10 protein-coding genes and 2 pseudogenes are annotated in these 12,098 nt (G+C 66.6%); 8 read left to right on the plus strand and 4 right to left on the minus strand.

Annotated elements, in window-relative coordinates; translation table 11 throughout:
- Positions 1-375: 375 nt before the first annotated feature.
- On the plus strand, positions 376-2,157 hold the full coding sequence (locus ABZ887_RS32390) for a reverse transcriptase domain-containing protein (RefSeq protein ID WP_361297079.1): 1,782 nt from the start codon (positions 376-378) through the stop codon (positions 2,155-2,157).
- Positions 2,158-2,266: 109 nt separating this feature from the next.
- Positions 2,267-2,389: pseudogene (locus ABZ887_RS32395) on the plus strand (IS5/IS1182 family transposase); the annotation flags it as partial.
- Positions 2,390-2,454: 65 nt separating this feature from the next.
- Here the strand turns inward: ABZ887_RS32395 and ABZ887_RS32400 are convergent.
- Positions 2,455-3,030 (minus strand): M24 family metallopeptidase, encoded by a 576-nt coding sequence (locus ABZ887_RS32400; protein ID WP_361297082.1) that lies wholly within the window; start codon positions 3,028-3,030, stop codon positions 2,455-2,457.
- 86 nt (positions 3,031-3,116) lie between these two features.
- On the opposite strand from ABZ887_RS32400, the gene ABZ887_RS32405 reads away from it, so the two are divergent.
- The 4 genes and pseudogenes from ABZ887_RS32405 to ABZ887_RS32420 form a co-directional block, all read left to right on the plus strand.
- Entirely contained in the window at positions 3,117-5,066 is a 1,950-nt protein-coding gene (locus tag ABZ887_RS32405) for a hypothetical protein (RefSeq protein WP_361297085.1), read from the plus strand.
- Complete coding sequence (locus ABZ887_RS32410; RefSeq protein WP_361297088.1) at positions 5,063-6,388, plus strand: hypothetical protein; 1,326 nt, start codon at positions 5,063-5,065, stop codon at positions 6,386-6,388. The genes ABZ887_RS32405 and ABZ887_RS32410 overlap by 4 nt, the downstream gene beginning before the upstream one ends.
- 11 nt (positions 6,389-6,399) lie before the next feature.
- Positions 6,400-7,368, plus strand: a complete 969-nt coding sequence (locus ABZ887_RS32415) for a hypothetical protein (RefSeq protein WP_361297091.1) — start codon at positions 6,400-6,402, stop codon at positions 7,366-7,368.
- Positions 7,369-7,715: 347 nt separating this feature from the next.
- A pseudogene (locus ABZ887_RS32420) lies at positions 7,716-7,849 on the plus strand (IS5/IS1182 family transposase); the annotation flags it as partial.
- Here the strand turns inward: ABZ887_RS32420 and ABZ887_RS32425 are convergent.
- Positions 7,849-8,382, minus strand: a complete 534-nt coding sequence (locus ABZ887_RS32425) for a peptidoglycan-binding protein (protein ID WP_361297094.1) — start codon at positions 8,380-8,382, stop codon at positions 7,849-7,851. The pseudogene ABZ887_RS32420 and the gene ABZ887_RS32425 sit on opposite strands and share 1 nt — an antisense overlap.
- A 143-nt stretch (positions 8,383-8,525) precedes the next feature.
- Between ABZ887_RS32425 and ABZ887_RS32430 the strand changes: the two genes are divergently transcribed.
- Both ABZ887_RS32430 and ABZ887_RS32435 read left to right on the plus strand, forming a co-directional pair.
- On the plus strand, positions 8,526-9,575 hold the full coding sequence (locus ABZ887_RS32430; RefSeq protein WP_361297097.1) for a helix-turn-helix transcriptional regulator: 1,050 nt from the start codon (positions 8,526-8,528) through the stop codon (positions 9,573-9,575).
- 435 nt (positions 9,576-10,010) lie between these two features.
- Positions 10,011-11,624 (plus strand): ISL3 family transposase, encoded by a 1,614-nt coding sequence (locus ABZ887_RS32435; protein ID WP_361297118.1) that lies wholly within the window; start codon positions 10,011-10,013, stop codon positions 11,622-11,624.
- A 9-nt stretch (positions 11,625-11,633) separates the two neighbouring features.
- Here ABZ887_RS32435 and ABZ887_RS32440 read toward each other — a convergent pair whose 3' ends face one another.
- Together ABZ887_RS32440 and ABZ887_RS32445 are read right to left on the minus strand one after the other, a co-directional pair.
- Positions 11,634-11,774, minus strand: coding sequence for a hypothetical protein (locus tag ABZ887_RS32440; protein WP_361297100.1), 141 nt, complete (start codon positions 11,772-11,774; stop codon positions 11,634-11,636).
- Positions 11,775-11,777: 3 nt separating this feature from the next.
- Complete coding sequence (locus ABZ887_RS32445) at positions 11,778-11,930, minus strand: hypothetical protein (RefSeq protein ID WP_361297103.1); 153 nt, start codon at positions 11,928-11,930, stop codon at positions 11,778-11,780.
- Positions 11,931-12,098: the final 168 nt, after the last annotated feature.

Consider the following 12,098-nt stretch of genomic DNA (forward strand, 5'->3'; position numbering starts at 1 on the left):
GGCCCGCGCGATATGGCGAAGACTGGATTGTTTGAAGCCCAATCTCCAGAAGATGCAAGTTCCCATCCGCCGGAAAGACACCTGAAACCGGTGCCGCACTCTGCCCTGGCTTCGAATGCTGTGGCCGGGGCAACTTCCGGAGTGCGGAGCGATGTCCAGCGAGGACATTCAAGGAGATGAGTGGGACGCCTAACTCGCGCTAGAACGTACAGACAGAGACGAACGTGGGATCGCCTACGGGATGCGAATCCTATGGCGACGGAGGCCCCGTAGTAGTCGCCGGAGTCACGACCGGCCAGGGAGGACGGGAAAGCCGTCCGCATCGGGCGAAGGGGGCCAGGTGATTCGGACACTCGAACCCGGGAGGTATGCGGAATGCAGAACGCCAAAACGGTGCTGGGTGTCCTGCGTGAACGCGGCAGGCGTGGCCTGCCGTGTGACGAACTGTATCGGCAAATGTTCAACCCGCAGTTGTATCTGCTGGCCTACGGTCGCATCTATGCCAACCATGGTGCGATGACGCCCGGGGTCACGTCGGAAACCGTCGACGGCATGTCACAGCGGAAGATCGACCGGATCATTGAGGCGATGCGTCACGAGCGTTACCGCTTCCGCCCGGTCCGGCGCGTCCACATCCCGAAGAAGAATGGGAAGACACGCCCGTTGGGACTGCCGACCTGGTCGGACAAGCTCGTCGGTGAAGTGATCCGCCTTTTACTTGAGGCATTTTATGAGCCGACGTTCTCCGACCGCTCTCATGGGTTCCGTCCCCGGCGGGGCTGCCACACCGCATTACGGGAAGTGGACCACACCTGGACCGGGACTTCCTGGTTCGTCGAAGGGGACATCGCCGACTGCTTCGGCAGCCTGGACCACCAGGTTCTGCTGTCGATCCTCGGCGAAAGGATCCATGACCAGCGGTTTCTGCGGCTGTTGCGCAACATGCTGACAGCCGGATACCTGGAGGACTGGAGATGGGGCGCCACGCTCTCCGGAGCGCCGCAGGGCGGAGTGGCCTCCCCGGTCCTGTCCAACATCTACCTGCACAAGCTGGATGAGTTCGTCGAGACAGTTCTGATTCCGGAGCACACCCGAGGGAAGCGCCGGGCCCGCAACCCGGCTTACCTGGAGTTGCAGAATCTGCTGGCGAAAGCCCGCCGGCGCGGTAACCGGGTCCAGGCCCGTGCGCTGCGTCAGCAGATGGTCAGCCTGCCCAGCGCGGATCCCAACGATCCGGGCTACCGCAGGCTGCGCTACATACGCTACGCGGATGATCACCTCCTCGGTTTCACCGGACCAAAAGCCGAGGCCGAGCAGATCAAAAAACGCCTGGCCCAGTTCCTGCGTGACGAACTCAAACTGGAACTGTCCCAGGAAAAGACACTGATCACTCACGCCCGCACCCGGGCAGCAAGGTTTCTCGGCTACGAGATCACGACCCAGCACAACGACACGAAGAAAACCGGCCGTTACCGTCGAGTCAACGGCCAGATAGCACTCCGTGTCCCACGGGACGTGATCAAAGCCAAGTGCGCCCCCTATACCGATCGCGGAAAACCCGCGAAGAAGACGGCCCTGATCAACAGCAGCGATCACGCGATCGTGGCGACCTTCGGGACCGTCTATCGGGGCGTCGTCCAGTACTACCTGCTTGCCGGAGATGTCTTCCGGCTGCATCGGCTCCAATGGGTCATGGAGACTTCAATGCTCAAGACTCTTGCGGCCAAGCACCGCTCGTCAGTGTCGAAGATGGCCGCCAAGCGCAAGGCCAGAATCGATACCCCCAACGGTCCCCGAGTCTGCTTCGAGGCCCGAATCGAGCGGAAGAACAGGACACCACTGGTGGCCCGGTTCGGTGGGATTCCTCTCCAACGGCAGCGGGCGGCGGAACTCGCCGATCGTGAGCCTGTCCGGGTGGACTATCCCCAGAAGGAACTCATCGCGAGACTCCTGGCGGATACCTGCGAGATCTGCGGAAGCAAGGGCAACGTGCAGGTGCACCACGTCCGTGCTCTCGCCGACCTCGCACATGCCGGATGGCAGCCTTCCGACTGGGCGCGCGTCATGCTTCACCGGCGCCGCAAAACAGTCGTGGCCTGCGACATCTGCCACGACCGTATCCATTCGGAACGGCCAGCCAGACCATTCACGCAGTAGTCACTGGAGAGCCGGATGACCGGGAAACCGTCATGTCCGGTTCGGCGGGAGGCCGCGCGGAACAGGACTCGCCCCACGGCGAGCACCTCGCCGCGCGGCCGACCCAACCGCCTGGCTGCACCAGTTCAAACGGCTCCGCACCCGCTACGAACGACGCGCCGATCTCCACCAGGGCCTGCTCGAACTGGCCTGCAGCCTCATATGCCTCCGCCGCCTCCAAACCGCATTCTGAAACGATCAGTTACTGCATCACCGAGCCGGATCACGGGAAGTAATAGGTTGAATGCCTGCGAGCCCTTACAACCAGGGCCGCTTGGGGGTGGTGGTCAGCAGTTCGACCTTGTCCTCGGAGACGAGGACGTTCTCCTCGAACTTGGCGCAGCCGACACCCTCACGTCCCGCCATCGTCTCGATGGCGATGGCCATGCCGGCCCCGATGACCGCGTCCTCTGAGGGGATCAGCCATGGCGACTCCCAGCCGAGACCATAAGAGTGGCCGTGGAGCGGATCGCCGATCTCAACGCCCCTCTCCTCCAGAACCGAGTGGACGATGGTGTAAAGCTCAGACGCGCGCATACCGGGCCGGATGGCGGCAACGCCCGCCTCGATCGCGGCGATGGCACCCTCGACGACTTCTTCCTGGTCCTTGGTCGGCTTGCCGCCGCAGATCACCGTTCGGGAGGGGTCGTAACGGTAGCCTTCTACAGCGGCGCCGTACATGTCGCAGTGGAAGAGGTCGCCCGTCTCCAATTGCCGGGTGGTCCACTGGGGAACTTGACCGTAAGCGTAGAAGTGGCTGTAGGGCCCAGACGCGACTGCGGCGTCATACAGCGCCCCGCCCCGGCAGCAGATCTGACTATCCTTCACTGTCATCGTGCAGGCGGCACTACGCTGGCTGACGCCATCTAGAACGTCGGTGGCGTCTGGAGGTAGGGGTGGGCCAGCACAGTGTGAAGCGCGTGCGCAATGAGCTGATTGTCAGCCTCGTGGACGTGCTCCAGGATTCGCCCACCGTGCGGCAACCAGCCTCTCAGGAGATCTGGCGCCGGTTGGTCGCGGACGAACTCGGGGCGCCTGTCGAGCCGCAGGGCGAGGCGCCCCTGCGCGCCTGGCTACTGCGCGTGGCGCTGGCCTGCACCGACACGGAGGACGGGCTCTCGTGCCTGGCCCGCTCACTGGATTACGTGGAGCAGCAGTCAGAGGCGGTCGCGACATTGTGGCCGCTCGTGGACGAGTGGGGCGCTGTCCGCTTCTTCAATGATGCCGACCTCAGACGTCTGCGGCCCCTGCTGTTGCCCTCTCGATCCTGGCATCTGTCTGCCATGGCAAGGCGCGCGAGCCGCTCGCGCGTTCAGGAGTTGCCTCCGTGGTGTCAGACGGCTTGGCAGGTCTTTCTGCGGCTGGCCTGCGAGGAGTCCTCTGGCAATGAACTGCCGCCCGGCATGGCGTTTCTCGCCCTGTGCTCCGAGAAACTGGTGGAAGACGGCTCGGTGGAGGGCGCCGAGCTGCTACACCGCTTCAACCGCGACCAGGCCGTGCGGCTGGGTGTGGAGGACCTGCTAGGGCAGTGGCGGCACCGGGAGTTCGTGCAGGCGGAGTTCGCGCTCGCACCGGCGTATCTGGTCATCCAGTTTGAGCCGGATCGCCTCGACATGGACCGCTTCTACGTCTCGCACTGGCGGCAAGCCGACTCTGCGGGCTGGCATCCGGTGCGTGGCGAGACCGTCCTGTGCCGTCGGGAGGAACTGCCCGGTGCGGTGGAGAAACTGATCGAGGAGACCGAGGGCAGGTGGGCCGATCTTCGGCAGTCAGTGGCCCTTGAGTTCATCCTGCCCCTGGAACTGCTCAACGAGCCCGTCGAGTGGTGGTCCAGGGACTCCAGTGCCTCAGACCCGAGCCCGCTGATCATGGATTATCCAGTGGTGGTGCGTAGTCTGGAGCGCTTGCGGCAGGCCAGCTGGCACCGGCCCTGGCACAGCAAGTGGCGTCAGCTGCAGGAGCATCCCGGGGACACGCGTTCCCTGTGGAGCAGGCCGGGCGACACCTCGCACCTCTTTCATCTTGAGCGCGAACTCAAAGAGGATGCTGACGCCGTCTGTCTGGTCCTCAGCGAGCCACCGTCTGCCCCCTCCGGTGTAGGCCGCCGCGAGTTGGAGGCCGGGCTGCGGGCGGGGGTTCCCGCAATGATCTGGCATCACAGTGACTGTTCGGACCCGCAGTTCCAAGACGCCGTCGCCGATATGGTGCAGGACCATAGTCTGGGCAGGCTGACCGAGCGCGTCGTGCAGTGGCGCAAGGAAGCGCTGGATCTAGGCCCGGAGGCCTGGGACCAGCACGTCGGCCGCCATTTGGCCATCTTGTTCGACGATCCCGCACGCAACCCCCGCCCGTTCGGCGAGTTGGAGGTAGGACAGCGTGCAGGGTCTGCGGCACGGCCGTCAGGGCTGCGCCGGCCCACGGGTGTTGCAGGAGTTGAAGGGCAGCAGACGCGAGCCGGCAATGCTGCAGAGATCTGCCGCGTGCACGTCGCCGTGCCAGGCGAGCCTCCCGTCGCTTCCGTCGAGAGCCAGCTGGTGCTGCGTGTGGTCCCGGGCCCTGCTCATCCCTGGTCGGATGTTGCGGCCCCGCAGCGTCCGTTGCTGGCCGTCGCCGCAACGCCGCTGACTCCTGCCACCGTGGAGCCCGCTATGGCGCTGCTGCGCCCGTCGGAACGGGAGGGGGACGGAGGGGAGTTCACCTTCGTGGCACGCCATCCCGGCCGTCACGTCATCCGCTTCACTGTTTCCCTGGAACGCACCGGAACGGTCCTGCAACAGGTGGAAACAGAGATCGATGTCTCTGCCGGAGACGTCCCGACGAACTCGGCCACCCGCCACACGGTGTCGCAGCGGGGTGGTAGCGGGCGATGAGCGCAGAACTCGTAGTCCGGGTGGTGCAGGACCCCAGTCGGGCGTTCACCACGCTGCCTGACGAGGTCACCCAGAGCCCCGACCTCATCGTCTCTCTCGACGTTGTGGCCGGTGACCGTATCCGGGCGCGCATGCATGGTCCGGCCGTAGCGTCCCTGTTCGGCACCGAGCATCGCGCCGACCTCACTGCGCGCCCGGCCGATGTACGCGCGGCAGCCATGCGCCTGTGCCGTCTGTGGAAGGACGTTTTCGTCGGGTTTAGGTCACCGGAGCACGACAGCTCTCCGTCACCGCAGACCCTCGAGTATCCCTATGCCGCCCTGGTAGACCTGCGGTCCCAGCCGCCCGGGGGGCTGCTTGAGATCCTGGACGAACTGGCCCTGGCGGGCCAACAGTTGCTGTTCGCCACACTCCTGGGGGGACCGGATCCGCATGTCGAGGTCTTTCGCAAACACCTGGCGGGAACCCTGTCCGCCTGTGAGGGGTTCCGGGTCCGGTTCGACTCCGAGCTGTACATCCCCTGGCCGATGATGTGCCTGCGCCCCGAGGATCTGTCACAGTCCACTGCAGCCCGGGAACCGGCGACCATCTATCAGCGCTTCCTTGGCCATCGCCATCAGATCGAGCAAACCGGCGGGGCGTACCCGTGGCTGACCAGTCGACGTCAGGCGCCGAAGGTGCCCACTGTTAGCCTGAACCACGACGAGCAGGTCGACGCCCATGGCCGTACCCGGGCGGCCGACGTGGCCGCGCTCCTCGCCCGCGACACCCATTTCGTTCAGCGCAGCAGGCGCTCCGAACTCCGGCTTGCCCTCGCCGATCGCAGCCTATGCGAGCACCTGATGTACTTCTGGTGCCACGGCCACTTCGTGCCGAACGGTGCCCACCCGCCCGCACTGGCTCTCAGACTGACCGACGGCGTCCCCATCGACGCGGACACCGTGCGGGAATGCCGGCACGACGCGGGCAACGACCATCCTTTCCAGCCCTTCGTGATGATCAACGCATGCCACGCGGGGGTACCCGCAGAGGGCTGTGATCCCGCCTTCTTTGGCGGAGAGCTGATCCGGGCGGGCGCGCGGGGCGTGCTCGCACCGCAGATCGAGATGCCGCAAATCTTCGCGGCCGAATACGCGCTTGAGTTCCTCACCCGCTACCTGGCTGGCCAGTACACGGCCGGCGAAGCAGCCCACAGCGCCGCCCGGTACTTCGCCGACGAACTCCACAACCCGCTGGGGTTCGCCTACGCCCTTCACTGCGGCATGGACGCGCGACTCGAGCGGGCCGCCCAGCTGGCCGACGCACACGGGCCGACCACGTGAGCCCGGCCGCCGTGCAGTTGGTCGACCTCGACCTCGACGGCCGGCTGCTGGCAACCACGCCTCAGGGCCCGCGTCCTGTCCCGGGCAACCGGCTGCTGGACCACTTCGCTGAGGAACTGACTCCTCCCGGCTGGGCCACCGACCTTCTGGTGTACGCCCACGGCTGGCAGAGTTCCCCCAAGTCGGCTCTCACCGCGGTCCATCACTTGCTGGAGCTCTCGGCACACCAGTACGAGGACCATCCTCAGCTGTATCCGGCGCTGCGGCCCTGGCGGCCATGGACCGTCCTGATCCGCTGGCCCTCCCGCTCGCTGCCGTCCCTGAGCGGTTACCGCCGCATCCGCGACCGAGCTCACGCCATGAGCACACAAGGCCACGCCTCCCGCGTCATCGGCCAGTTGCTCGGCTACCTCGATCTCACCCGTCCGGGCCCAGCCGCACCCGCAGTCCTCGCCACTCGAGACGGCGCGTACCTGCATGTCATCGGTCACTCCTTTGGCTGCCGCTTTGTCTGCGAGGCCGTCCAATGGGCGGCTGACGAACCGCCGACGCTCGGCTGGAGCACCCCCCGGCCGCCCGGCCGCCCCTTCACCGTCGACTCGATGTTGCTGCTCCAGATGGCGGCGCCTCGCGATGCCTTCGCTACCACCTTCCCCTCACTGGGAAAGGCGCCCCTGCGCGGTCCCGTGGTCGCTACCTACTCCCAGCACGACCGCGCCAACGGCTTCTGGCATCTGCGGGCGGAAAAGCGGGCCGGCATCGGCTACGCGGGCATCGGGACCGCACCCGCGCCCGTGTCCGGCATCCGTATGCACGGCACCGGCACCGCGTATCCTATCGCCAACCTTGATCATCGTTTCGTCAGCGTCGACGCAAGCGAAGTGTTCATGCACGGAAGCGGACCTGCCGGGGCCCACTCCGACCACCTACGGCCGGAGACTGCACATCTTCTCCTGTCTCTGGCCAACCACTCCCGTTGACAACATCCCTGTGCGACGTGCAGGAGGCCCGCATTGACGTGCTCCCTGGCCTAGAGTCCAGAGATTCCGGCCTGGGTCGGCGCTCTGCGGCAAAGCGGGCGTCCCGGCCGTCGGCGCCTGCGGCATCATCACCAGCCACCGCGCCTGCCCCACCATCGCCAGCCAGCCCTACAACGCGAAAGAGCCTATGAGCCTGTTCGAGCTCCAGGCGTGGCTCGGACACCGGCGCGGCTTCGACAATGTGAGCTGGGGTCTGGCACAAGTTCCGTGACGCAGTTGCTGTGAGTGACGGAGACTTTCAGGACCCGCTGGAAGCGCCTAGTGGGGCCGGAAGAAGTTGCCGTAGCCACGTGAATGACTGCACCCGGTCGAGCAGGTCGTGGCCCGCATCCGTATCCAGCGGTGTGGGCCTGGCGGGCCCCGCGGACCCTCCAGCCAGGTGGCTGCGGACAAGGGTTGCTCGTCCCTGAAGATCCGCAGCTAACTGCAGGTCCGGTAGTTGTATCCGGCGGCTCGGTCGGCGCCGGTGCTGTCGTAGAAGTGGTAGTAGCCGTTGCTGTCGCGGCTCAGGGCGAAGTCGTGCAGGGAGCCGTCGTAGTAGCTCACGGTGTTGCCGGTATGCGTCTCGGTTTCGTTGTACAGAAATCTGCCTGCCGCGGTCCAGGTGATCTGCCCAGCCGACCCGTCGGGGGTGTCGTCGGTCCAGGCGTTCTGCCACTGCCTGGTCGCGTTCGCGGTGTCGCTCCCGAAGATGCCGTCGATGTCGCCGGTGCCGAGGAAGCCGTCAGACCACAGGATCGTCTGCCACAGGCAGGTCGCGTTGGACGAGGTGTTGTGGCTCTGATCCACGATGCCCTCGTTGTTCCAGTCGTCGATGAAGACCCCGGCACCGTAGACGTAGGCCAGGCCGCTGTACGTGCCGCTCGCGGACGCGGGGCCGGCGCTCAGGGCTAGGACTCCGGCGGTCAGGGCCGCGATGGTGCCGGCGGTCGCTTTGGCTCTCTTCGTCAGCACGCGAATTCCTCCTGGTTCGGGCGGTCGAACATCGGATTCGGCCATGGCACCTTCTTGGCCTGGCCGAACCTTGGCAGGACCCCGACATCGGCGACACACTCTTGCGCCTCAGCGCAAATGTGGAGCTCTCCGGGGGGAATCGCGTGCTCCGTATTCACTTCACTGAGGTCGACCTCGCCCGCGTCCGCGTCGCCGCGGAGCCGGACCCGATGTGGGAGGTGCTCTCGACGCTCCATCGGTTGCAGTCGCGCGGCGGCCGTTGGCAGTTCGCCGCATGGCACCGGACGGTCCGAGCCGACCTGAACGTGGCCGGACTGGCTCGGCCTGTGCGCCAGGTGTTGTTCCCGCTGTACGCTCTCGGGCCGTACCTGCCCGACTTCCTGACGCCGACGGAATCCGAGGGCGGGATCACAGCGGTCCTCGACGGCATCCTACGTATGCCTCGACACGACGTCCGCGCCGAGTTACAGCTCCTGAACCGCGTCTCCCCGGTGCCTTCCTGGGCGCTGCGGCTGGAACAGACGGCCGAACGGCGGGAGTTCACCGAGCTGATCCGCCGGTACCACGAGGTGGCCGTGGCCCCTTTCACGGAGCGCGTCGCCAGCGGGATCGTCGCACACCGCGCCCTCCTCGCCCGCGCGCTGTTGACCAGGGGCATCGAGGGGCTCCTGTCGAGTCTGGGGCCTCGATTCCGCTGGCACCCGCCGGTCCTCGAAGTGGACTACCGGACAGATCGCGATCTCCATCTGCGCGGACGCGGGATCAGGATCGTGCCGACGTACTTCTCGTGGGGAACACCTGTTGCCCTGGCCAACGCCGACCTGCCGCCCGTACTCTCGTACCCGCTCAACCATCCGACGGTGCCCGAGGAAACGCTTCCCCCGGAACAGGTGCCGCTGGGCGCGCTGCTCGGGGGCACACGCGCGCGGGTTCTGCGGTGCGTCGCGGACGGGCTGACCACGGGAGAGCTCGCCCAGGTCGTGGGGGTCTCACTGTCCGCCGCCAGTCGGCACGCCTCGGTGCTCCGCGACGCCGGACTGACGACCAGCCAGCAGATCGGCCCCACGGTCCTGCACACGCTGACCCCGCTCGGCGCAGCGCTGCTTCGGCAGACGTGGGGCGTGGGGCACGAGGACGGTGATGCCTCTCAGGCCTTGCCCGGGCGCGAGGGGTGTCGAACACTACGACCGTGACTGCCGCCGCTACTCCACCGGCTCCGGCGCGTTCTCCGTCTCCGGCTCGCCCGGCGGGTAGAACAGTTGGGCTGTGCTTCCCACAGATCCCCGCTGCCGGGGCGGGGCTTGGAGACGCGAGAGGAGGCATGCGATGAGCGAGCCGCAGAAGGCCTCGCCGCCCCCGGTGCCCCCCCAGACGGTACGGAGGTTGCGACGCCGGGTCACGGCACTAGGGCCAGCTAGGACCGCTCTCAAGCCATCTTCGCGGGCAGTGATCTTCACAGATTGGGGCCGATTCGAGACGCCTCGGTGGTCCCAAGACGCGGGTCTGGCACAAGTCCCGTGAGCCGACTACTCCTTGTAGTTGTTGGTCTTCCTTCGGCGGTGCATAAGACGCCCTGAAATCGCTCCTCGTATGGGTGGCACGCCGGACATTCGGTGGCCGTGAACGAGGTGTTGTCCCGGTTGCAGGAGCTGCTGTTCCCTTCGGTTGCCGCTGTCGCAGTCGTGGCCGTACGTGCGGACGGCGAGACGATACGCATCGAGGCCCGATGCACGCCGATCGGCGCCGCCTGCCCGGATTGCGGCCAATGGACGGAACGGGTGCACAGCTCCTACCTGCGGTTTCCCGCAGACTTGCCCACTGCCGGGCAGAGAGCGGAACTCGTGCTGCGCGTCCGACGGTTCCTCTGCGCGACCACGGCTTGCGGTCGCCGGACGTTCGTGGAGCAGGTGGCGGGGCTCACCCGTCGCCACGGCCGTGTCACCGAACGACTGCGGCAGGCGATGGGCGCGATCGGACTGGCCCTGGCCGGCAGGGCAGGCGCCCGCCTCGCGCAGCTCCTGGGTATCATCACCAGCCGTACCACGCTGCTGCGCCGGGTGATGGACCTGCCCGACCCGACCACCGCCGAGCCCCCGGCTGTCGGCGTGGACGACTTCGCCCTCCGGCGCGGCCACGTCTACGGCACCGTGGTGATCAACGCCGAGAGCCACCAGGTCCTCGACCTGCTGCCCGAACGCGATGCCGCCGCCCTCGCCCCATGGCTTACGGCCCATCCCGACATCGAAGTCATCTGCCGCGACCGCTCCGGCGCCTACGCCGAGGCGGCCGCCACCGCCGCACCTCAGGCTCTCCAAGTCGCCGACAGGTTCCACCTCTGGCAGAACCTCACCACCGCGGTCGAGAAGACCGTCGCCGCCCACCGCTCCTGCCTGCGAGAACTCCCGCCGGCCGCCCCCGAACCAGAGCCCGAGTGGGAGACGCCCGTTGAGGCAACCTCCACCCCGGACGACCAGAACGAGGACCCGACCGGCAGGTTCGCCGAGCGGGCCCGCGCCCACCATGCCCTCGTCCATGAACTCCTGGCCCAGGGCATGGGCATCCGTCACATCGCCCGCCACCTGGGCTGGGGACGGCACACGGTCCAGCGGTACGCCCGCGTTGCCCGCTGGCAGGACATGGTCAAGGGCCGTAAGCGTCAACTCCCCAGCAAACTCGACCCGTTCAAGCCCTACCTGGCTCAACGCTGGGCCGAAACGGACGGGAAGGTCACCGTCCTCGACCTCTACCGCGAGATCACCACCCGTGGCTTCCCTGACCACTACTCCACCGTCCGCGACTGGGCCCGGCGCGGCCTGCCCCGCCTGGAAGTCTTCACCCCCGCCCCGCCACCACCGTCGGTGCGGCAGGTCACCGGCTGGCTCACCCGGCACCCGGCCACCCTCACCGAGGAGGAGAAGCTGCACCGCAAGGCCGTGCTCGACCACTGCCCCGAACTGGCATCCGCCGCTGAGCTGACCAGCTCGTTCGCTGAAATGCTCACCACGCTCGGCGGCACCCGTCTGCCCGACTGGATCACCGAGGCCGCGGACGCCGACCTGCCCGGCATCAGCAGCTTCGCCGTCGGCCTGCACAGCGATTTCGACGCGGTGACCGTCGGCCTGACGACCGGCTGGAACTCCGGCCCGGTCGAGGGCGCAGTCAACCGGATCAAGATGCTCAAACGGCAGATGTTCGGCCGCGCCAGCTTCAGCCTTCTCCGCAAACGGGTCCTGCTCGCCTGAGGACCCGCGTCAGCCCTCGTCCTCCAGAAGCCCGAAGCCGTCCGGGAACTCCTCCAGAAACGCCCGCCGAGACGGATTGGACTCCTCGAGGGCCATCGCTCCAAGCAAGTCGAGGAACTCGTCCCGCTGCCCGGGCAACAGTTTGCTCACCACCTAGGCGACGCCCTCCAGAACCTTGACGGCGTCATCTGGATCCATTTGTTCGTCTTCAGAACCCTCGACGAACCAGAGAGCGTCGACCAGTGCCTCGGCCAGAGCTCGCGTCAGGGACGGGTACGCACCAGGCATTGAGAGGATCTCCAGCACGATGGGAACGAAGTTCTGCCATCCCACCACATGCCTCTGACATTACGGCCAGCAACCGTCACACGGAACTTGTGGGTCTTCCAAGATTTTCGTAGCGGGTGATCGCCGGGTTTGGCGGAGCATCAGCTGAGCAGGATGCGCTGGCGGAGGAGCGGGAAGCCGGCCCGG

This window comes from Streptomyces sp. NPDC047061 (genome assembly GCF_040643955.1).
Lineage (GTDB): Bacteria > Actinomycetota > Actinomycetes > Streptomycetales > Streptomycetaceae > Streptomyces.

Coding starts and splice junctions, on each gene's coding strand:
- ABZ887_RS32390 (WP_361297079.1), top strand. CDS start 376: ATGCAGAACGCCAAAACGGTGCTGGGTGTCCTGCGTGAACGCGGCAGG.
- ABZ887_RS32400 (WP_361297082.1), bottom strand. CDS start 3,030: ATGACAGTGAAGGATAGTCAGATCTGCTGCCGGGGCGGGGCGCTGTAT.
- ABZ887_RS32410 (WP_361297088.1), top strand. CDS start 5,063: ATGAGCGCAGAACTCGTAGTCCGGGTGGTGCAGGACCCCAGTCGGGCG.